The 19,636-nt window shown below is 68.8% G+C and carries 22 protein-coding genes; 12 read left to right on the forward strand and 10 right to left on the reverse strand.

Annotated features, from left to right (window positions below):
• Window positions 1-98: 98 nt before the first annotated feature.
• The 4 genes from glpK (at window position 99) to FPZ11_RS13100 (ending at window position 4,095) form a co-directional block, all read left to right on the forward strand.
• Window positions 99-1,601, forward strand: a complete 1,503-nt coding sequence (gene glpK / locus FPZ11_RS13085) for a glycerol kinase GlpK (protein ID WP_146321581.1) — start codon at window positions 99-101, stop codon at window positions 1,599-1,601.
• A gap of 59 nt (window positions 1,602-1,660) precedes the next feature.
• Entirely contained in the window at window positions 1,661-1,924 is a 264-nt protein-coding gene (locus tag FPZ11_RS13090) for a hypothetical protein (protein WP_146321583.1), read from the forward strand.
• A 100-nt stretch (window positions 1,925-2,024) separates the two neighbouring features.
• Window positions 2,025-2,732, forward strand: a complete 708-nt coding sequence (locus tag FPZ11_RS13095; RefSeq protein WP_146322885.1) for an endonuclease/exonuclease/phosphatase family protein — start codon at window positions 2,025-2,027, stop codon at window positions 2,730-2,732.
• An 88-nt stretch (window positions 2,733-2,820) separates the two neighbouring features.
• Window positions 2,821-4,095: an aspartate aminotransferase type Ic gene (locus FPZ11_RS13100; RefSeq protein ID WP_146321585.1), complete on the forward strand. Its 1,275-nt coding sequence runs from the start codon at window positions 2,821-2,823 to the stop codon at window positions 4,093-4,095.
• A gap of 82 nt (window positions 4,096-4,177) precedes the next feature.
• On the opposite strand, the gene FPZ11_RS13105 is transcribed toward FPZ11_RS13100, so the two are convergent.
• Together FPZ11_RS13105 and FPZ11_RS20340 are read right to left on the reverse strand one after the other, a co-directional pair.
• A complete protein-coding gene (locus FPZ11_RS13105; RefSeq protein ID WP_146321587.1) occupies window positions 4,178-4,600 on the reverse strand; it encodes a hypothetical protein in 423 nt (140 codons plus the stop codon).
• 93 nt (window positions 4,601-4,693) lie between these two features.
• Window positions 4,694-6,217: a DHA2 family efflux MFS transporter permease subunit gene (locus FPZ11_RS20340; protein ID WP_367889403.1), complete on the reverse strand. Its 1,524-nt coding sequence runs from the start codon at window positions 6,215-6,217 to the stop codon at window positions 4,694-4,696.
• A 67-nt stretch (window positions 6,218-6,284) separates the two neighbouring features.
• Between FPZ11_RS20340 and FPZ11_RS13115 the strand changes: the two genes are divergently transcribed.
• The 3 genes from FPZ11_RS13115 (at window position 6,285) to FPZ11_RS13125 (ending at window position 9,175) form a co-directional block, all read left to right on the forward strand.
• Window positions 6,285-6,899 carry a TetR/AcrR family transcriptional regulator gene (locus FPZ11_RS13115; RefSeq protein ID WP_146321589.1) on the forward strand — a complete coding sequence of 205 codons (615 nt, stop codon included), beginning with the start codon at window positions 6,285-6,287 and terminating at the stop codon, window positions 6,897-6,899.
• A gap of 22 nt (window positions 6,900-6,921) precedes the next feature.
• Entirely contained in the window at window positions 6,922-8,316 is a 1,395-nt protein-coding gene (locus tag FPZ11_RS13120; protein ID WP_146321591.1) for an MFS transporter, read from the forward strand.
• A 64-nt stretch (window positions 8,317-8,380) separates the two neighbouring features.
• Window positions 8,381-9,175, forward strand: a complete 795-nt coding sequence (locus tag FPZ11_RS13125; RefSeq protein WP_246846257.1) for an ABC transporter ATP-binding protein — start codon at window positions 8,381-8,383, stop codon at window positions 9,173-9,175.
• Between the two features lie 188 nt (window positions 9,176-9,363).
• Here the strand turns inward: FPZ11_RS13125 and crcB are convergent, their stop codons facing one another.
• The 3 genes from crcB to FPZ11_RS13140 are packed head-to-tail and all read right to left on the reverse strand — an operon-like array spanning window position 9,364 to window position 10,744.
• The gene (gene crcB, locus FPZ11_RS13130; protein WP_168203690.1) at window positions 9,364-9,741 is read right to left on the reverse strand and encodes a fluoride efflux transporter CrcB; all 378 of its coding nucleotides are present in this window, start codon (window positions 9,739-9,741) and stop codon (window positions 9,364-9,366) included.
• A complete protein-coding gene (locus tag FPZ11_RS13135) occupies window positions 9,738-10,145 on the reverse strand; it encodes a fluoride efflux transporter FluC (protein ID WP_246846258.1) in 408 nt (135 codons plus the stop codon). Before FPZ11_RS13135 ends, crcB begins: the two co-directional genes overlap by 4 nt.
• A gap of 53 nt (window positions 10,146-10,198) precedes the next feature.
• Window positions 10,199-10,744 (reverse strand): universal stress protein, encoded by a 546-nt coding sequence (locus tag FPZ11_RS13140; RefSeq protein ID WP_168203826.1) that lies wholly within the window; start codon window positions 10,742-10,744, stop codon window positions 10,199-10,201.
• A gap of 130 nt (window positions 10,745-10,874) precedes the next feature.
• On the opposite strand from FPZ11_RS13140, the gene FPZ11_RS13145 reads away from it, so the two are divergent.
• Window positions 10,875-11,246 carry a glyoxalase superfamily protein gene (locus FPZ11_RS13145; protein ID WP_146321599.1) on the forward strand — a complete coding sequence of 124 codons (372 nt, stop codon included), beginning with the start codon at window positions 10,875-10,877 and terminating at the stop codon, window positions 11,244-11,246.
• Between the two features lie 142 nt (window positions 11,247-11,388).
• Here the strand turns inward: FPZ11_RS13145 and FPZ11_RS13150 are convergent, their stop codons facing one another.
• From FPZ11_RS13150 to FPZ11_RS13160, 3 genes are read right to left on the reverse strand one after another with little or no spacing between them, the layout of a single operon-like run.
• Entirely contained in the window at window positions 11,389-12,357 is a 969-nt protein-coding gene (locus FPZ11_RS13150; protein ID WP_210415875.1) for a GlxA family transcriptional regulator, read from the reverse strand.
• Between the two features lie 11 nt (window positions 12,358-12,368).
• Window positions 12,369-13,556 (reverse strand): MFS transporter, encoded by a 1,188-nt coding sequence (locus FPZ11_RS13155; protein ID WP_210415876.1) that lies wholly within the window; start codon window positions 13,554-13,556, stop codon window positions 12,369-12,371.
• Window positions 13,553-14,350, reverse strand: coding sequence for a class I SAM-dependent methyltransferase (locus tag FPZ11_RS13160; protein ID WP_146321601.1), 798 nt, complete (start codon window positions 14,348-14,350; stop codon window positions 13,553-13,555). The genes FPZ11_RS13155 and FPZ11_RS13160 overlap by 4 nt, the downstream gene beginning before the upstream one ends.
• Before the next feature lie 280 nt (window positions 14,351-14,630).
• On the opposite strand from FPZ11_RS13160, the gene FPZ11_RS13165 reads away from it, so the two are divergent.
• Genes FPZ11_RS13165 through FPZ11_RS13175 form a run of 3 tightly spaced genes read left to right on the forward strand, consistent with a single transcriptional unit; the run spans window position 14,631 to window position 17,466 of the window.
• A complete protein-coding gene (locus FPZ11_RS13165) occupies window positions 14,631-15,746 on the forward strand; it encodes a type III polyketide synthase (RefSeq protein WP_146321603.1) in 1,116 nt (371 codons plus the stop codon).
• The gene (locus tag FPZ11_RS13170; protein ID WP_146321605.1) at window positions 15,743-16,405 is read left to right on the forward strand and encodes an isoprenylcysteine carboxyl methyltransferase family protein; all 663 of its coding nucleotides are present in this window, start codon (window positions 15,743-15,745) and stop codon (window positions 16,403-16,405) included. Before FPZ11_RS13165 ends, FPZ11_RS13170 begins: the two co-directional genes overlap by 4 nt.
• Window positions 16,402-17,466, forward strand: coding sequence for an NAD(P)/FAD-dependent oxidoreductase (locus FPZ11_RS13175; protein WP_168203691.1), 1,065 nt, complete (start codon window positions 16,402-16,404; stop codon window positions 17,464-17,466). Before FPZ11_RS13170 ends, FPZ11_RS13175 begins: the two co-directional genes overlap by 4 nt.
• A gap of 10 nt (window positions 17,467-17,476) precedes the next feature.
• On the opposite strand, the gene FPZ11_RS13180 is transcribed toward FPZ11_RS13175, so the two are convergent.
• Window positions 17,477-18,175 (reverse strand): HAD hydrolase-like protein, encoded by a 699-nt coding sequence (locus FPZ11_RS13180; protein ID WP_246846259.1) that lies wholly within the window; start codon window positions 18,173-18,175, stop codon window positions 17,477-17,479.
• A gap of 272 nt (window positions 18,176-18,447) precedes the next feature.
• Here FPZ11_RS13180 and FPZ11_RS13185 point away from each other — a divergent pair, with 272 nt between their 5' ends.
• On the forward strand, window positions 18,448-18,792 hold the full coding sequence (locus FPZ11_RS13185) for a histone-like nucleoid-structuring protein Lsr2 (RefSeq protein ID WP_146321609.1): 345 nt from the start codon (window positions 18,448-18,450) through the stop codon (window positions 18,790-18,792).
• An 86-nt stretch (window positions 18,793-18,878) separates the two neighbouring features.
• Here FPZ11_RS13185 and nucS read toward each other — a convergent pair whose 3' ends face one another.
• On the reverse strand, window positions 18,879-19,574 hold the full coding sequence (nucS, locus tag FPZ11_RS13190; RefSeq protein WP_146321611.1) for an endonuclease NucS: 696 nt from the start codon (window positions 19,572-19,574) through the stop codon (window positions 18,879-18,881).
• Window positions 19,575-19,636 lie beyond the last annotated feature (62 nt).

A 19,636-nucleotide genomic window follows, 5' to 3' on the forward strand; every position in this document is an offset into this window, starting at 1 on the left:
CTCTGCGCCGCCGGTCCCCGGATCAGGCACAGGCGACGCGACGTGCCGCCATGCGAGCCCTCTCGACCGCAGGCCGCCGCCCGCCTACTCTGACGAGCATGTCGACCCACATTCTCGCCATCGATCAGGGCACCACCAGCACGCGTGCGATCGTCTTCGATCACTCGGGAAGCGTGGTCTCGGTCGGCCAGCTGGAGCACAAGCAGATCTTCCCGAAGGCCGGATGGGTGGAGCACGACCCGATGGAGATCTGGCGCAACGTGCGCGAGGTGATCGGCGTGGCGCTCGGCAAGGCGAATCTCACGAGACACGACCTGGCCGCCGTCGGCATCACCAACCAGCGCGAGACCGCCGTGGTGTGGGACAAGAACACCGGCAAACCGGTCTACAACGCGATCGTCTGGCAGGACACCCGCACCCAGCCCATCGTCGACCGGCTCGCCGCCGACGGTGGTGTCGAGCGCTTCAAGCACGACGTGGGTCTGCCGCTGGCCACCTATTTCGCCGGCACGAAGATCGCGTGGATCCTGGAGAACGTCGACGGCGCCCGCGAGAAGGCGGAGCGCGGCGAACTGCTGTTCGGCACCACAGACACCTGGGTGCTCTGGAATCTCACCGGCGGCAAGCACGGCGGCGTGCACGCGACCGACGTGACGAACGCGTCGCGCACGCTCTTCATGGATCTGAAGACCCTCGACTGGCGAGACGACATTCTCGACGTGTTCGGGGTGCCGCGCGCCATGCTGCCTCAGATCCGGTCGTCGAGCGAGGTGTACGGCGTCGCCGAGTCGCACTCGCTGCTGAGGGAGGCGCCGATCGCGGGCATCCTCGGCGACCAGCAGGCCGCGACCTTCGGGCAGGCCGCCTTCGATGCCGGCGAGTCGAAGAACACGTACGGCACCGGCAACTTCGTCATCGTGAACACCGGCGAGGAGGTGGTGCACAGCGGCAACGGCCTGCTCACCACGCTCGCCTACCGGCTGGGCGACGAGGCACCCCGCTACGCGCTCGAGGGCTCGATCGCGGTCACCGGTTCGCTGGTGCAGTGGCTGCGCGACAACCTGGGCATCATCTCCGACGCGAAGCAGGTGGAGAAGCTCGCGGCATCGGTCGACGACAACGGCGGCGCCTACATCGTTCCCGCGTTCAGCGGGCTGTTCGCCCCCTACTGGCGACCGGATGCCCGCGGCGCGATCGTCGGTCTCACCCGTTTCGTGAACAAGGCGCACCTCGCTCGCGCCGCCCTCGAGTCAACGGCCTACCAGACGCGCGACGTGCTCGACGCGGTCGAGCAGGACACCGGCGTGCGGCTGCGCGAGCTGCGCGTGGACGGCGGCATGACGGCGAACCAGCTGCTCATGCAGTTTCAGGCGGACGTCTTGGGCATCCCCGTCGTACGGCCGACGGTGGCGGAGACCACGGCCTTGGGCGCCGCGTACGCCGCCGGCCTCGCGGTGGGCTTCTGGAGTTCGCGCGATGAGCTGCGCGCGAACTGGCAGGAAGGAGCTCGGTGGGAGCCGGCATCCGATCGAGCCGCCACCGAGGGGCTGTACCGCACGTGGCAGAAGGCGGTCACGAAGACGTTCGACTGGGCGGAGTGAGCCTCGACAGGCGTGGTCCATGCCCGGTACGGTGGGGCGTCCGCGTCGAGAGGTAGGTCATGGTGTCCACACTGCAGGGCGCTGCCGTCAGCATCGGCATCGTGTTCTACGCCGTCGTGATCGCACTGGGCCTGTGGGTCGCCTCTCTCGTCATCCGCGCAGCCGTGCGCAACGCGATGGACGACCACTACCGCAAGGTGCAGTGGTACCAGGCGACGGGACTCTGGTACGGCGGGCGCCCGCCGAAGGGGCTGCCGGGCGCATCCGAGCTCAGCAGGGGCGAGCGCAACAGTCTGCCGAAGGACGAACGCCCCGAGGCATGAGCGCCTGCGCGTGACGTCTGGTCACGCGTCGTTCATCCGGCACTGACACAGGCCGGGTATCATCGCCGGAACCCGACCCGACGAAGAAGTGATCGCCCTGATACGTGTACTGAGCTACAACCTCCGCAAGAACCACGCCACCGGCGAGCTGCTCGATCTTGCGGCCTCGACCGAGGCCGACGTCATGTGCCTGCAGGAAGCCGACACGACGGTGCTGCCGGAGAAGGTGGGGTCTCTCGTGCTCGCGGATTCGACGAAGCGCAACCGGCTCGGGTTGGCCGTGTACTACCAGCGGGACAGATTCCACCTCCACGAGACCGACACGTTCGAACTGAAGAAGTCGCTGCACGACCGGGTGCTCGCGCCGGCGCACGAACGACTGGTGGGCATCCTCGTCGAGGATGTCGACACCGGCCACGAGGTCGTCGTCGCGTCGTTCCATGCGGCGCCGCTCACCGCGCTGAACTCGCTGCGTCGCACGCAGATCCACGCGGCCCACGCCGAGCTGCTGCGCCTCGGACACGGATCGCCGACACTCATGGTCGGCGACTACAACTACCCGTTCTTCACGCAGTCACTGGGTGAGAAGGTCAAGGCGTCGGGTTACGACATGTCGCTGAGCGACCGCAAGACCTACACCCGCTACAAGTTCTTCAAGGGACATTTCGACTTCGTCACCTCGGCGGGTCTCGACGTGCGCTCCGTCGAGACACTGCCGCGCGGCGACTCCGACCACATGCCGATCGTGGTCGCGGCCGAGTACGGCACCGCGACCGCGACCGGCAGTCCCGACGCCAAGACCGCCTGATCCGCGGCCCGGGCGGAGAGGTTCGCGGCGCCGATCCGATCGTCGTGCGGCCGTCGTCCGCACCCCCGACGCTGGCTACGATTGAGTGGTGACCGCCCTCACCGAACTGTCCTCAGCAGACCTGCGTGAGCTGCACTCGCAGCTCACCGCCGAGTACGACGCGCTCGTGAAGCGCGGACTCTCGCTCGACATCACGCGCGGCAAGCCGTCGCCCGCACAGCTCGATCTGTCGAATGCCCTGCTCACGTTGCCGGGCGAGGGCCAGTATCGGGATGCCGCGGGCACCGACCTGCGCAACTACGGCGGTCCGCAGGGTCTGCCCGAGCTGCGCGAGATCTTCTCCGACGTTCTGCGCGTTCCGGTGCCGCAGCTGCTGGCGCTCGGCAACTCGAGCCTCAGCCTGATGCACGACGCCGTCACGTTCGCCATGCTGCACGGGCTGCCGGAGAGCGAGCGCCCGTGGTCGCGTGAGGAGACGGTGTCGTTCCTGTGCCCGGTGCCCGGGTACGACCGGCACTTCACGATCACCGAGCATCTGGGCATCCGCATGGTCCCGGTGGCGATGACGGAGTCCGGCCCCGACATCGAGCAGGTCGAGCGGCTGCTGGCCGAAGACCCGACCATTCGGGGCATCTGGTGCGTTCCCGTGCACTCGAACCCCACCGGCGCGATCTACACCGAGGAGGTCGCTCGGGCGTTGGTGTCGTTGCCGGCCGCGGCAGACTTCCGCATCTTCTGGGACAACGCGTACGCGGTGCATCACCTGACCGATGACGTGCCGGAGCCGATCGACATCCTCTCGCTCGCCGCCGAGGCCGGAAACCCCGACCGCGTGTTCGTCTTCGCGTCGACCTCGAAGGTCACCTACGCGAGCGCCGGTGTCGCCTTCTTCGGCTCGTCGCCCGCCAACGTGTCGTGGTACCTGAGCCACCTCGCCGTGCAGTCGATCGGGCCCGACAAGATCAACCAGCTGCGCCACGTGCGCCTGCTGCACGACGCCGAGGGCGTCGCCGAGCACATGCGCAGGCATCGCGAGATCATCGGCCCGAAGTTCGAGGCCGTGAGCGAGGTGTTCGAGCGCAGGCTCGCTTCCTACGAGGCCGGCTCGTGGACGTCGCCGACCGGCGGCTACTTCGTGAGCCTCGACGTGCACGAAGGATGCGCCGCGCGAGCTGTCGCGCTCGCCGCGCAGGCGGGCATCGCCGTCACCCCGGCCGGGTCGACCTACCCGTACAAGAAGGACCCGACCGACGCGAACATCCGCATCGCGCCGACGATGCCGCCGCTGGCCGAACTCGTGGATGCCCTCGAGGGCTTGTGCACCGCGATCCTGCTCGCCGAGGTGGAGCAGCTCGTCGGCTGAGGTGTCGTGCACTTCGAGGGTTGAGCAGCACGCCGACGGGCGCGCGTCTCGAAACCCGGCATAGAGGCCGAGGCGGTCGGTTCTAGCTGAAGGTGCCGCCGAAAGTCCAGGTCGTGCCCGGATCGACCGTGATCTGGAAGTGCAGCACGGTCACGTCCTGGGGCAGCGACATCTGGTAGCCGCTGTCACTGCCGCAGTCACCCTTCTCGACGTCGGCCGTCTGCTCCTGGAGTACGACGGAACCGGTGCCGCTGCTGCACTGCCAGTGGGAGTGCAGGAATCGCGCGCCTGCCGGTGCGTTCACGGTGACGAGCTCACTTCCCGTGCCCGTGGCATGCACCGGCGTCGCCGAAACGGGCTGCGATGGCGCCTCTGCCGGCGTCGGTTCGACGAGCAGGGTCGGTGCGGGCGGCGTCGGGTCGGGGGCATGCCCGCTGCACCCGACGAGGGATGCGCAGAGCGCTGCCCCGATGAAGACCGCACTGGCTGGTCGACTGAGCATCATCGCACCTCCCCGTCGGCTCTCGTCACAGACCCTATCGAGTCGGCGGGCGTTCGAGGTAGATGGGTTTCGAGACGCGCCGCTTCGCGGTGCTCCTCAACCCGCGGTGGCGTTGCGCCGCTTCGCGGTGTTCTTCAACCGGCGGTGTTCGGCGCAGCTTCGCGCTGCGCGGGCGCCGCAGGCGCCGTCTCGGGCGCCGGCTTCGAACGACCGGGCAGCGCGAGGGAGAGCACCGCGGCCAGCGCCGTGAACCCGATCGACCACCAGAACGCCTGGTCGTAGGCGGTGGCGACCCCGCTGGTGCCCTGCGCGGCGTACGTCGTCAGGCCCGCCTGCAGGATGACGGCCAGCACCGCCGTGCCGAACGAGCCGCCGAGCTGCTGCGCGGTGCGCGTGATGATGCTGGAGTGCGGGATGTCCGCACGATTCAGTCCCTGGAACGACGCCACCATCAGCGGCATCACCACGGCTCCGAGTCCGAATCCGCGCACGAAGAGCACGGACATCAGGTACCACTCGTTGGTCGTCGCCGTGCTGAACGCGAACGGGATGGTGGCGAGGCCGACGATCGCGAAACCGGCGACTCCCACCCAGCGGGCGCCGATGGCATCCGTGAGTCGACCGGCCAGCGACCGGCTCGCCAGCGTGCCGACGCCCTGTGGGATGAGGAAGAGGCCGGCGGCGAGCACATCGGCGCCCGCGCAGCTGCTGCAGGTACAGCGGAAGCAGCAGCATGATGCCGTATGCCGCGATGCCGGAGAGGAAGAGCAGGCTCGAGGCCGACCACACGGAGCGGTGACGGAGCAGCCGCACATCGACGAGTGCCTTGTCGCCGCGCATCAGCGCGTAGACGACGAACGCGGCGAGCAGCACGGCACCGATCGTGAGCGGGAGCCAGGCATCCGTCGCGGCGAATCCGTCGGTGCCGGCCGAGTTGGACAGGCCGAGAAGCAGGAGCACGAGCGACGGCAGCAGCAACACCATGCCGATCACGTCGAGGCGCGGCCTCGTGGCGGGGCGCACGTCCTTGGGCAGCATGCGCCAGGCCAGGATGAGACCGACGACGCAGAACGGAACGTTCACCCAGAAGATCCAGCGCCAGTCGAGCCAGTTGAGGATGATGCCGCCGATGGCCGGCCCGAGGATGGGGCCGAGCATGGCGGGGAGGCCGATGGTCGCGGCGATGCGACCGAGGTTCTTGCCGCCCGCGGCCTGCATCACGATGGTCTGCATCAGCGGGAGCATGATGCCGCCGCCGATGCCCTGGATGATGCGGAAGGCGATCAGCGATTCGGCGTTCCAGGCCAGGCTGCACAGCACCGAGCCGAGCAAGAAGAGGCCGAGGGCGAACATCCACGCCCGCTTGCCGCCGAACAGCCGCTGGATCCAGGCGCTGAGCGGCACGGTCGCGGCGAGGGCGAGCACGTATCCCGTGGTGACCCACTGAATGGTCGAGACCGGCACGTTCAGGTCTTTGGAGAGCGTGTGCAGGGCGACGCTCATGATCGTGGTGTCGAAGACGACCGCGAGAACGCCGACGATGAGCACGCCGGCGGTACGGCCGAGCGACGGTTCTGGTTGCTGCGCGCCGGTGCCGGGCGCGGGTGCTGTGGTGCTCATGACTCTCCTCGGTTAGATACATTTGTGTATCTAACTGCAGCGTACGCTGTTGCGATAAGATACACAAGTGGATCTTGACGAGAGTCCGCGCCGTCGACGCGGCGACGAGCTCGAGGCTGCGCTGCTCGATGCCGCCTGGGCCGAGCTCGAGGAGAACGGCTACGCGGCGTTCACCTACGACGGCGTCGCGCAGCGAGCGGAGACCAGCCGGCCCGTGCTCTATCGACGCTGGCCGACTCGCGACGAGCTCGTGCTCGCCGCGATCAGTCGGCACCTGAAGGCACGACCGCGGGTCGAACTCGCCGACACCGGAAGCCTGCGTGGGGATCTGCTGTCCATGCTGAAAGGCGCGAGCGTGCGATTCGGCGACATGATCTCGCTCGTCAGCGTGCTCTTCGGCGGCTACTACTCATCGACGGGCGAGACGATCGGTCAGATCCGGGCCCGACTCATCGACTCCCGGTGGTCGGCGATGGACGTGCTGCTCGACCGCGCTCGCGCTCGTGGTGAGCGCGTGCCGAAGGAACTCCCGGAACGCGTCAAGACGCTGCCGTTCGACCTGTTGCGTCACGAATTCATCATGTCGCTGAGCCAGCTCGGCGACGAGTTCATCGTCTCCGTGGTCGACGAGGTGTTCATGCCGCTGGTCGACGACTACGCGCGGCGCGAGGAAGCGACCTGAGGGCATCCGGCAGACTGACGGGGTGCCCCGATCCGCCACGCTGAACCGCCCGCTGGCGCTGCTCGCCGCGGTCGGCCTGTCGATGGAGAATCTCGACGGCACGATCATCCAGACCGCGGCCCCGGCGATGGCCCACGACTTCGGCGTGCGGGCAGTCGATCTGAATATCGCCATGACGGCATATCTGCTGACGGTGGCGGTCTGCGTTCCGGTGAGCGGATGGCTGGCCGACCGTTTCGGGGAACGTCGCGTGTTCACGACGGCGCTCGCGATCTTCACCGTCGCCTCTGCACTGTGCGCGTTCGCGCCGAGCCTTCCGCTGCTCACGGCGGCGCGCGTGCTGCAGGGGATCGGCGGCGCCATGATGGTGCCGGTCGGCCGGCTCGCGGTGCTGCGCGGGCTGGATCGCCGCGACCTGCTGGATGCCATGGCCTACCTCACGTGGCCGGGCCTGCTCGCTCCCGTGGTGGCTCCGGCGCTCGGTGGCATCCTGACTGACACCGTCGGTTGGCCGTGGATCTTTCTCATCAACATCCCGTTCGGCATCGCCGCCTTCATCGCCGCGCTGAAGATCGTGCCGAACGCCCCGCAGCCCGAGCCCCGGCGACTCGACTGGGCGGGCTTCGGGCTCACCGGTGTGGCGCTTGCCGCCCTCGTGCTGGGCATGGAAGAGGTGGGGGCCGCGTCGACCGACTGGGCATGGGCGGCGATCTACCTCGTCGTCGCGGCCGTGGCGGGCGTGACGGGAGTGGTGTGGATGCGCAGGGCGAGGCATCCGCTGCTCGACTTCTCGGCGCTGCGCATCGACACATTTCGCGTGGGGAATGTGGGCGGAGGCGTGTACCGGCTCATCATCAGCGCGGCACCGTTCCTCTTCACCCTGCTGTTCCAGGTCGGCTTCGGCTGGAGCGCGGCGCGGGCCGGGCTGCTGGTCGGAGCAGTCTTCGTCGGCAACATCGCGATCAAGCCGGCGACGACTCCGCTCATCAGGCGGTTCGGCTTCAAGAACGTCATCGTCGGCAGCAACCTGCTCGGTGCGCTCGTCTACGTGGGTTGCGTGTTCATCGATCCGACGACGCCGATCTGGCTGATCGTGGTGCTGCTGTTTCTCAGCGGTGTGTTCCGCTCGATCGGCTTCAGCGGCTACAACTCGCTGCAGTTCGCCGACGTGCCCAGCGAGCTCATGACGCGGGCCAACACACTGGCGTCGACCATGCAGCAGGTGGCCGTCGGCATCGGCATCGCGGTCGCCGCGCTGATCGTGCGCCTCACGACGACGGCCGCGTCGGCGATCGGGCCGACGGATGCCTGGCTCGGCTACCGCTGGGCGCTCGCCGTCGTGGCCGTGCTGCTCGTCTTCCCCGTGGTGGAGGCGGCACTGCTGCCGCGTCACGCGGGATCCGCAGCCCGCCGCTGAGCCCGCGCTCGGTGGGCGGGGCGACCCGCCACGCTCGCACCGACCGAACTGGAACAATGGTCGGGTGTCCGAACGAATCCTCACCGTGTCCGATGTCGCCTTCGTTCGGCAGGGGCGCGCGATCCTCTCCGACATCTCGTTGACCGTCGATCGCGGTCAGCACTGGGCGCTGATCGGGGCGAACGGCGCGGGCAAGTCGACGCTTTTGAGCCTGCTCGGTGCGGTGCAGCATCCCACCAGCGGCGGCGTCGACATCATGGGCAGACGCCTCGGCCGCGTCGACCTGCGGGAGCTGCGGTCGTTGATAGGGCACGTCAATCCGCGCCACGAGGTGCGTTCGCCGCTGACCGTGCGCGACGTCGTGGCCACCGGCCTCACGGGCACCCAGGAGCTCATGCTGCGCTGGGAGCCGACGGCGGCCGACCGTATCCGCGTCGACGAGCTCATCGAGCTGATGGGCATGACGGCCAGGCGGGATGCCCGCTGGCCGAATCTGTCCCAGGGAGAGCGTGGCCGCGCGTTGATCGCCCGTGCGCTGATGCCGGACCCGCACCTGCTGCTGCTCGACGAGCCGACGACCGGGCTGGACATCGCGGCCCGCGAGCACCTGCTCGACCGGGTGGACGAGCTGAGGGCACGGCATCCCGATCTCGCCAGCGTGCTCGTCACGCATCACCTCGAGGAGCTGCCGGCCTCGACCACGCACGCCATGCTCCTGCGCGACGGCAAGGTGCTGGCGCAGGGCGACGCGGATGCCGTGCTCACCGGCAGCCTCGTCAGCGAAGCCCTCGACTACCCGCTGAGCATCACCCGTGTCGAGGGGCGCTGGAGCGTGCGCACCGACAAGTCGGTGCGCTGACATCGCCCGCTGACGGCCTGGGTTGAGGAGCACCACGCAGCCGTGCGTCCCTGTCGTGGGTTGAGGAGCACCGCGCAGCGGTGCGCCTCGATACCCCGGCTCGGGCAAGCGGTTTCGAGACGCGCGCCTCCGGCGTGCTCCTCAACCCACGGGGTAGGGCGCCTTTCGGCGTGCTCCTCGACCGGCCGCTACAGCGCCGCGAGGGCGAGACCGGCGGTGGCGGCGAGCACCGTGAGCACCAGCATCCCGAGCCCGTTGAGCACGGATGCCGGCCCCTTGCGCTCGATCACCAGCCGAGCCGTCTCGAACGACGCCGTCGAGAACGTGGTGTAGCCGCCGAGAAACCCGGTGCCGAGCACGATGCGCCAGTCGTCGGGGGTGGCGTGGAACGCGACGAGTCCGGTCAGCAATCCGAGCAGCAGCGAGCCGCTCACGTTGATGATCATGGTTCCGGCCGGCACCACCCAGCGCAGGCGGCTGCGCAGCACGCCGTCGAGCACGAAGCGGGCCACCGCACCGACGCCGCCGCTCACCGCGACGAGCACCACCAGCAGCGCGGGGCTCACCGCGTCGGCCCACGATCGGCGCGCGGCCGCGCGATGGCCGTGCCCGCCGCGATTCCCGCGAGCGACGCGGCCAGGCCCATGATGAGCGTGCCGAGCGAGTAGCCGGCGGCGAGCCATCCGTCGCCCGCACCGAAGAGCCCTGCCGTCTCGGTCGCCAGAGTGCTGTAGGTCGTGAAGCCGCCCATGAAGCCCGTGCCGATCAGCAGACGCAGCGTGCGGCCGCGACGCGACTCGTCACCGCGACGTGCGAGTCCGCCGAGCAGGGCGCCGAGCAGGAACGCGCCGACGATGTTGACGATCAGCGTGGCGATGGGCCAGCCGTGGACGGGAGGCAGTGCCGCCGCGATCCCGAAGCGGGCCACCGTGCCCACTGCGCCTCCTACGAAGACGATGAGGATGGCCATCGGTCGCAGGTGGAGCGGGCGAGGACTGCGCGGCATCCCTTCGCCGTCGGCGCTCACGAAGCGTCGGGCTGAGCGCCGTGTCGAGCCGGGTCGTGGCCCTCGATCGTGTGCGCGACGGGGATGACGATGACGGGACGCGCCTGGTTGTGGGCGAGGCTGACGGCGATGGAGCCGGCGAGGAACTCCTCCAGGCTCGCGCGGAAACCTGGCTTGCGCGTGCCGACGGCGATCGCTCGCGCATCGCGCTCCTCGGCGAACCGGGCGAGCTCGATCGCGGGATCGCCTGCTCGGGCGATGAACGACGGATCCGCCGTGGGGACCAGTTGTCTGATGCGAGTGGCCAGATCGGGGTCGAACGACTCCTCCTGAGTGTCGGCGACGTCGGGATCCAGCGGCATCGAGAGCACGGAGCCGTCGGGCAGCGTGCTGATCGAATACCGCAACGGTTCGACGGTGACGAACACGAGCGGCGTGCCGAGATCGGCGGCGAGCGTGCCGGCCTCGGTGATCACGACGTCGGGCACGTCGGCGACGACGCCGACGACGAGGGGACGGGAGGATGCCGCGCCTGCGGCCTGCGAACCAGCTGCGTCGGTCATGCTGGCACTATACCGACGGCCCGGTCCGACCGGCATTGTCGCTGACGGTGGTGCTCCGTAATGTGGCGGGCATCCGTTCGATGGCGCCGGGTGCTCGTGCGTTCCCGGCACACGCAGAGAGGCAACACCCATGGACTTCAAGATCGAGCTCGTGTTCGTGCCCGTCACCGACGTGGATCGTGCCAAGCACTTCTACGCCGACCAGCTCGGCTGGCCCGTCGACTACGACCAGACGGTGAGCGATGAGATCCGTTTCATCCAGATCACCCCGCCTGGCTCGGCATGCTCGATCGCGTTCGGCAAGGGGCTCAACGACATGGAGCCCGGCAGCCAGCGCAGCGTGCAGATCGTGGTGGCCGATGCGGATGCCGCTCGCAGGCAGCTGCTCGACGGCGGCGTCGAGGCGAGCGAGGTCGACGACCAGCCGTGGGGTCGCTTCGTCACATTCAGCGACCCGGACGGCAACCGATGGACGCTGCAGCAGGTGCCGAGCTGGGGCTAGGGTGCGTCCGACAATTCCGGGCGGCTTGCAGGGTGCTGTTCACGGTCGCTCGCCGCAGAGCCGGTAGTCCTGTCCTCGGACTCCGCCGGAGATGGCGAATTCCAACCCCGGCGACCGGGGCCGGTGCTCGTGGGCGGATGAGCTATCGGGGTGACGGGCGATGCTCTTGGAAGGCGGCCCGATAAGCGGTCGGAGAAGTTCCGACGATGGCCCCGAAGTGTCGGCGGAGGTTCGTATCGGACCGCAGCCCGGTGTCTTCTGCGATCTGGGTGACGGTCAGGTCGGTTCGCTCGAGGAGCTCGCGCGCGCGATCGATGCGGGCGCGCAGCACCCACTGCATCGGGGTGATGCCCGTGTCGGCGGCGAAGCGCCGTGAGAACGTGCGGGGTGACACGTTGGCGTGCCGGGCAAGGGTCGTGAGCGTGAGGTCGTCGAGGAGATGGTCGAGTGCCCAGGCGCGGGTGGCGGCGAACACGTCGCCGAGCGGTTCCGGGATGCTGCGGGGAACGTATTGTGCTTGGCCGCCGCTGCGATAGGGGGCGCTGACGAGCCGCCTGGCGACGTGGTTCGCGAACGCGACGCCGTGATCGCGCCTGATCAGGTGCAGGCAGAGGTCGATGCCGCTGGCGGCGCCTGCGCTGGTGAGCACTTGGCCGGCGTCGACGAAGAGCACGTTCTCGTCGACGTCGATTCTCGGGTACTGCTCGTGCAGAACGTGGGTGTAGTGCCAGTGGGTGGTCGCGCGACGGCCGTCGAGCAGTCCGGCAGCGGCGAGCGTGAAGGCGCCGGTCGAGATGGCGGCGATCCTGGTGCCGCGCTCGTGTGCTGCTCGGAGGGCGGCGATCACGGCACGTGAGGTCGAGGTGTCGGCTGGGTTTCGGTAGCCGGGCACGAGGATGGTGTCTGCCCAATCGAGAGTGTCGAGGTCGTAGCCGACCGCGTAGGCCAGCCCGTTCCATCCCTCGACGGTGCCGATTCGTTCGCCGCAGACTCGTACGTCGTAGGGCATGCTCGGCCGTTTCGCGAAGACATGCGCCGCGATTCCGACGTCGAGCGCTTTGGCTCCGTCGAGGACGAGGACTGCCACATGGTGGTCGCGGACTGTGTTCACTTCAGGTGAACCTAACGCGCATCGAACCGCTGTCGCGAATGCGCCTGACGAGCTGTGACGAGGACGCCTCCGAGCAGGACGAGCAGGACGATGAGGGCCGCGGCGCCGAACACGGCTCGGTATGGCGCCGGCAAGACGCCGAGCCCTGCGATGAGCAGCCCTGCCAGGATGGCCCCCGCCCGGCGGGTGTTCGTGAAGAGCCCCGACGCCAGTCCGGGACTCGGGAAGACGTCTTGAAAGACGGTCAGTCCGACGCCGGCGACCGTGGCGAAGAACCAGGCGTTCAGGGGCTGCAATGCCAGCAGCTGCCATGGCTCTTGCACGAGCCCTGCGAGCCCGTAGTACAGCACTCCGGCTCCCCAACCGATGGCGAGGAGCACCCGGGCCGGGGTTCTCTCGTGGAGTCGGCCCATGACCATCAACGCCGGGATCTCCAGGAGCGCGGCGGCTCCGAGAACGGCGCCCGCCCACAGGATCGGGGCGTGCAGGTCGTGTGTGACGAACAGGGTCGCGACCGTGACGGTGGCGATGTTCGTCGCTTGGAGCAGGATGAAGGCGGCCACGAGCATCCAGCGAGACCAGCCGCGCAACTGCGTCAACAGGCTCGGGCGAACAGCCTCGTCACGCGCGAGAACGGGGGCGCGCCGGTGCAGGAGGAGCAGCGCCGTGACCACGTTGATCACGCTGATCCCGGCGAGCAGCAGAAGCGCGGCAGGCGTTCCGGCCGCGCCGGTGCTGAGCGTCGCGAGCGGGGGACCGATCACCCAGGCGAACGACACGATCGCGCGCGTACGGATGACCTGAGCCGGCGGCGCGCCCTCGTGCCGCAGTTGCGCGAACAGCAGGGTCGATCCCACCCCGGGCGGCCCGCCGAGCACGATGAGCGCGAGCACCGCCACCGGCAACGACGTCGTCAGGGCGAGCACTGCCACCAGGCCGACACCACCGAGCGCGCAGAACAGGAGCGGTCGAAGGTAGTCGCCGGTCCGGTCTGCCAGTGTCGGGATCACCAGCGACGCGATGAACCCGCCCACGTTGTAGAGGCCGAGCACCCATCCGACCTGCGACGGTGTCGCGCCGTAGAGCGTGACGAGGAGAACGGCGAGGAGCGGATTGAGGACTGCGAACTGCAGCGACCAGAACCATGCGGCGGCCGGCCAGAGCAGCCGCCCCCGCAGCCGGCGCGTGATGACCGTCACCGTCGCGCCACGATGAGCCGCAGGGAGCCATCGAACGTCGGCTGGGTTCGGAGGTGTCCGTACCGGTCATCCCATGCACCGGATGCGAGATCGGCACGAAGATCTCGCTCGAACCGGTGCTCGATGTCTTGGCTCACGAAGCTCCACGCGGAGTTCGCACGGCGCGCGCCGGGATCGAGCAGTGCTTCCGGTCGGCCGAAGTAGGCCTCGGAGAAGCCATCGACGCATCCCAGCGGAATCGGCACGTTCTCGACCGTCACCGTTCCACCCAGACCCGACCGCAGGTCGGTGATCGTGGGATATCTGCCGCCTTCTGTCGCGATCACCTCGGGTGCGTAGTCGTTGATCCAGGAACGCTCGAGTGCACTCGGGTCGGCTGTGAGGATCACGACCGGTCCGCTGGTCACGCGTCGGATCTCGCGGAGCCCGCGCTGCAGATCCCGCCACTGGTGCACGGTGAACGACGCGAGTGCGGCATCGAAGGCGCAGTCGTCGAACGGCAGGTCCTCGGCGACCGCATCCACAACAGGAGCCGACCCGGCAGGTCGTTGTGCCCGCATCGCTGCGCTGGGCTCGACCGCTGTCACGGTGAGGTGATCCGGCTCGTACGAACCGGCGCCCGCCCCGACATTCACCAGGGTCCGCGCGCTGCCGAGAGCCGCGCGGATGGCGTCGGAGAATGCCGGCTCGGGCTGCCGATACCGCGAGTAGCCGGGACCGATCACCCCATAGTCCGCGTCACCGGCACTCCCGTCGTCACCCGAACCGTCGGCGGATGATCGCTCAGCTGTCATCACCCCACCCAACCGCGAGCAGGTGGCCGGCACCAGCAACAACGTGGACCGCGATCGTACAGATCTCGCCAACCCGCGAGCCGAGACTCGGGACGAAACGGCGGATTCGTGATCAGCTCGCCACATCTCACGTATTTCGCCACGCGGACGCGGGAATCTCGATGCGATCGACCGCGTCGAGCGCATCCTCACCGACCCCCGCATTGCCAGACACAACCTGGGCGTCGTACCCTGGCAGGCCGCCGACGGACTGCCGGGGCCACCGTGCTACTTTCCCCGTGTGTCCCGTATCGTGGCGGCCGCGCCGGCCGTGCCAGCCCACCGCTACACGCAGGCCGAGATCACGCGGGTGTTGGAGCCACTGCTCACCCACGATCCGGCGCGTGCGGCGCTGCTGCGGCGCTTCCACGCGTCATCGGGTGTGCAGACCAGACACCTGGTGATGGAGCTCGAGCGGTATGCGATGCTCGACTCGTTCCACGAGGCGAACGACCTCTTCATCTCGGCGGGCACCGAGCTGGCGGAGCAGGCGACGCGGCGCGCACTGGATGCCGCGGGCATCCGCCCCGACGAGGTCGACTTCGTTCTCTTCACCTCGGTGACCGGCGTGGCGGCGCCGTCCATCGACGCGCAGCTCGCTGCGCGCGTCGGCATGCGGCGCGACGTCAAGCGGCTGCCGTCGTTCGGGCTGGGCTGTGTGGCCGGGGCAGCCGGGCTGGCGCGCGTGCACGACTACTTGGTCGGGCATCCGCACGACGTGGCCGTGCTGGTCTCTGTGGAACTCTGCTCGTTGACGGTGCAGCGCGACGACGACTCGGTGGCGAACATCGTGGCGAGCGGGTTGTTCGGCGACGGCGCAGCGGCCGTCGTGGTGGTGGGGGATGCCGTCGCGCGCGAGCGCGGACTCCTCGGCCCCGACGTGGTCGCCACCCGCAGCAGCCTCTACCCGCAGACCGAAGACGTGATCGGATGGGACATCGGCGGCACCGGGTTCCGCATCGTGCTCAGCGCGGGCGTCCCCGACGTGATCGGCAGGCACTTCGCCGCCGACGTGCACTCGGTGCTCCGTGACAATGGACTGACGGTCGACGACGTCGCGACCTGGCTCGCCCATCCGGGTGGGCCGAAGGTGCTGCAGGCGTTCGCAGCGTCGCTCGGCGTGGCGGATGCCGTGTTCGACCCGAGCTGGCGCGCGCTCGCCGCCGAGGGCAACCAGTCGTCGGCTGCCGTGCTGGGCATCCTCGCCGACGCGCTCGAACGGCCAGCGCCGGGCGACATCGGCCTGCTGTTCGCGCTGGGCCCCGGGGTCACGGCGGAGCTCGTGCTGCTGCGCTGGCCGGATGCCCTCGCCTCCGACCGGCAGGAACGGTCGTCTCCTGTGCGGACCGCGGCATGAGCGTCGCCGCGATCGGTGCCGTGGTGTTGCTGGCCGCGATCCTGATCGACCGCGCAGCGGAGCTGGTCGTCTCGGCGCGCAACTCGCGCTGGTCGCTGGCGCACGGTGGCCGGGAGTACGCGCGCGGACAGATCGCGCCGATGGTCATGATGCACGCAGGGCTCGTGCTCGGATGCATCGTGGAGTGGTGGCTGGCCGGGGTGTTCCTGCCGTGGTTGGGCTGGCCGATGCTCGCACTGGTCGTGCTGGCCAACGTGCTGCGCTGGTGGTGCGTCGGCACGCTCGGCCGTCAGTGGAGCACGCACGTCATCGTCGTTCCCGGCCTGCACGTGGTGCGGCGGGGGCCGTACAGGCGGCTGCTGCACCCGAACTATCTCGCGGTCGCGATCGAGGGTGCGGCTCTTCCACTCGTGTTCGCAGGATGGATCACCGCGCTCGTGTTCACCGTGCTCAACGCCGTGTTCCTGCTCGGATTCCGCATCCCGGCCGAGGAGCGCGCGCTGCGCGAACTCGACGAGTCCACCCTGCCAGCTCAGCGAGCGCAGCGAGTCGAAGCGCCCGAAGCATCCGAGTCAGCAGGGCCAACGGCCATCGCGTCGCGGCGCCGCTCGATTCGCGATGCTCGCTCGGGGAGCGGGCGAAGCTCGAGCGACTCGTGACGCCCGACACCAGGCTGGCCATCGTCGGCGGCGGCCCCGTCGGGTTGGTGACGGCCCTGATCGCGGCCGACGCCGGGCTCGACCCCGTCGTCATCGAGCCACGCGCGACACCCATCGACAAGGCGTGCGGCGAAGGCCTCATGCCGGGCGCGCTGCGGCTGGTGCGCGAGCTCGACCTCGATCCGCCGGGAGCGCCGTTGCGCGGAATAGCGTACGTGCAGGGGGCGAAGCGGGCCGAGCATCTCTTCGCAGGCGAGGGCGGCCGGGGCGTGGAGCGCACCGTGCTGCACGCGACGATCGCGGCGCGGGTGGCCCAGCAGGGCATCCCTGTCGTCGCGGGCCGAGTGGATGCCGTCGAGCAGCACGACGCGTGCGTGACGCTCTCCGGTCCGGGACTGGAGCCGCTCACGGCCGGATACGTCGTCGGCGCCGACGGGCTGCACTCCGCGGTGCGCGAGCTCGTGGGGCTCACCAGGGAGCCCCAGCGGGCATCCCGTCGCCGCTACGGACTGCGGCGCCACTACGCCCTGGCGCCGTGGAGCGATCTCGTCGAGGTGCGGTGGACGCCCGACGTGGAGTTCTACGTGACGCCGCTCGGCCCGAGGTCGGTCGGTGTCGCACTGCTCGGCCCCCGCGGTGTGGACTTCGGCACGGCGCTTGCCGCGGAGCCGGAACTCCGCGCTCTGCTCAGTGCTGATGCCCGTGGCGAGTCGCCCGATCAGACCGGGTCGACGCGCGGCGCCGGTCCGCTGCTGCAGCGCACGAGCGCGCGCACGCGCGGCCGCGTGCTTCTGGTGGGGGATGCCTCCGGCTACGTCGACGCGCTCACCGGCGAGGGTCTGCGCCTCGGGTTCGCCCAGGCACGCGCGGCCGTGAGCGCGATCATCGCGGGTGATCCGCACGGATACGAGCGCGAGTGGGCGGCGCTCACCCGGGGCTTCCGAGGCATGACGAGCGGACTTGTCGCCGCGGCACGTTCGCCGCTGCGCACCGCGATCGTGCCCGCGGCGGTACTGCTGCCTGGCGTCTACGGAGCGATCGTCGAGCGACTCGCCAGGTAGCGGCATCCCGTCACGGCAGCAGCAGGCCCCGCAGCTGGTCCGTGGAGTGCACGACGGCCATGGCGCCGACGGCCTCGACCGGCGAGCCGTAGCCCCACTCGACGATGATCGAGGGAACGTCGTTCTCTTCCGCGCCGAGCACGTCGTGTCCTCGGTCGCCGACCATCACGAGACGGTCGGTGCCGATGCCCTTCAGCTCGAGCTGCTCGCGCACCCAACGGATGACGTCGGCCTTGGTGGCGTTCGCCCCGGAATCGGGCGAGCCGCCGACGACGGTGAAGTACGGGAGAAGTCCGAAGTGCTCGAGAATGCGGGTCGCGCGGCCCGTTGGCTTGCTGGTCGCCAGCGCCACCGGAACGCCCGCCTCGCGCAGCGAGTGCAGCAGGCCGAGCACGCCGGGGAAAACGGCGTTGCCGTGCAGGTCGGTGAAGTCGGCATGCGCCCTATAGGCGACGACGGCCGCCTCGGTCTCATCGTCGGTGAGCCCGAACGAACGCAGCGTCTCGTGCAGCGGGGGGCCCACGTGCACGGTGAGGGAGTCGGGGTCGTCGACCGGATGTCCGATCTCGGCGAGAGCGGTCGCGAGCGACTGCGTGATGCCGGGGGCGGAGTCGGTGATGGTGCCGTCGAGGTCGAACAGCACAGCCGACCACGCGGTGGCGGTGGCTGTAGGGGGCTGTTCGCTCATGATCGAAGTCGGGATAGTCATGGCCGGGCCATGCTACGACCTTTTCTTCCGCGCCGCCTGCACACGGGTCGGTGCCGGCGGAGATCCGTCGCTCGGAGCCGGTTCGATTCCACGCCCGATTCGACACGGGATCGGACACGGTGATGCGACCGAATCCAGGTCTTTCGGAAGATGCCTCGGATCATGAGATCTGCTCGCTTCTTCGAACTCGCGTCTGCGAAAGAGGAAATGAATTGCCCTCTAAATGTCGGTCGGTATTCCCTTGCTCACGCGCCCTTGCATAGGGTTATCGCATGGCAAAGAAAACAACCGTGGTCTTGGTCGATGATATCGACGGCATTGAAATCGAAAACGGCAAGGGTGAAACCGTCTTCTTCGCCCTCGACGGGGTTTCATACGAGATCGATCTGAACGACGCCAATGCGAAGAAGCTTCGCAACGCGCTCGAAACCTATGTGGAAGCCGGTCGGCGTACCGCCCGCTCCACTCGCGGCGCCGTCGCATCCCGCTCGTCGCGCGGATCATCCAAAGAAGACCTCGGTGCTGCACGGGAATGGCTGCGTGCACACGGCCACACCGTGTCCGACCGGGGTCGCATTCCTGCGACGCTTCTCGAGGAGTACCGGGCGAACGCCTGAAGATCGCTTCACCGTGTCGCCGCGGCGTCGAAATGCTCGTCGGAGCCGGATGCCGCGGCGATGTCGTGTCTGTCGCAGGGAATTGCTCAGAACAACCGGCTCAGTGAATCGTCGATTCCGCGCATTTCGTCGTAGTCGAGAACGACGCAGCGGATGCCGCGGTCTTCGGCCAGCGTGCGAGCCTGGGGTTTGATCTCCTGCGCGGCGAATACCCCGCTCACGGGTGCGAGCAGCGGATCGCGGTTCATCAGTTCGAGATACCGAGTGAGCTGTTCGACGCCGTCGATGTCGCCACGTCGCTTCAGCTCGACGGCGACGGACCGTCCGTTCGCGTCGCGGGCGAGGATGTCGACGGGGCCGATCGCCGTCATGTATTCGCGTCGCACGAGTGTGTGCCCGTCTCCGAGCAGATGGATCTGCTCCGCGAGCAGCTTCTGCAGGTGAGCCTCCACCCCGTCCTTCTGCAGCCCGGGGTCGATGCCGAGCTCGTGGCTGGAATCGTGCAGCACCTCGTGCACGCTCACGATGAGTCGGTCGGAGGTCTTCGTGTGGGTGACCGTCCAGATCTCGGTGGCACCGGCATCCGTCTGATCGGAATCGGGCTCGGAGACCGAGAAGGTGCAGGGCGGGCTCATCCAGTTGAGTGGCTTGTAGGAGCCGCCGTCCGAGTGCACGAGCACGCTGCCGTCGGCCTTGATGACCAGCAGCCTGGTGGCCAAGGGCAGGTGGGCGCTCAGGCGTCCCGCATAGTCGACAGAGCACCGAGCAACAACCAACCGCACCCGATGAGGGTAACGGAGAATCGGCGCGCCGAATGCTCATGCTCATCTGGGTCGCCCGCGCG

The sequence above is a fragment of the Humibacter ginsenosidimutans genome, from assembly GCF_007859675.1.
Lineage (GTDB): Bacteria > Actinomycetota > Actinomycetes > Actinomycetales > Microbacteriaceae > Humibacter > Humibacter ginsenosidimutans.

Coding starts and splice junctions, on each gene's coding strand:
- FPZ11_RS13180 (WP_246846259.1), bottom strand. CDS start 18,175: ATGACTATCCCGACTTCGATCATGAGCGAACAGCCCCCTACAGCCACC.
- FPZ11_RS13145 (WP_146321599.1), top strand. CDS start 10,875: ATGGACTTCAAGATCGAGCTCGTGTTCGTGCCCGTCACCGACGTGGAT.
- FPZ11_RS13185 (WP_146321609.1), top strand. CDS start 18,448: ATGGCAAAGAAAACAACCGTGGTCTTGGTCGATGATATCGACGGCATT.
- FPZ11_RS13140 (WP_168203826.1), bottom strand. CDS start 10,744: ATGACCGACGCAGCTGGTTCGCAGGCCGCAGGCGCGGCATCCTCCCGT.
- FPZ11_RS13160 (WP_146321601.1), bottom strand. CDS start 14,350: ATGACAGCTGAGCGATCATCCGCCGACGGTTCGGGTGACGACGGGAGT.
- FPZ11_RS13135 (WP_246846258.1), bottom strand. CDS start 10,145: ATGGCCATCCTCATCGTCTTCGTAGGAGGCGCAGTGGGCACGGTGGCC.
- glpK (WP_146321581.1), top strand. CDS start 99: ATGTCGACCCACATTCTCGCCATCGATCAGGGCACCACCAGCACGCGT.
- FPZ11_RS20340 (WP_367889403.1), bottom strand. CDS start 6,217: ATGAGCACCACAGCACCCGCGCCCGGCACCGGCGCGCAGCAACCAGAA.
- FPZ11_RS13105 (WP_146321587.1), bottom strand. CDS start 4,600: ATGATGCTCAGTCGACCAGCCAGTGCGGTCTTCATCGGGGCAGCGCTC.
- FPZ11_RS13090 (WP_146321583.1), top strand. CDS start 1,661: ATGGTGTCCACACTGCAGGGCGCTGCCGTCAGCATCGGCATCGTGTTC.
- FPZ11_RS13170 (WP_146321605.1), top strand. CDS start 15,743: ATGAGCGTCGCCGCGATCGGTGCCGTGGTGTTGCTGGCCGCGATCCTG.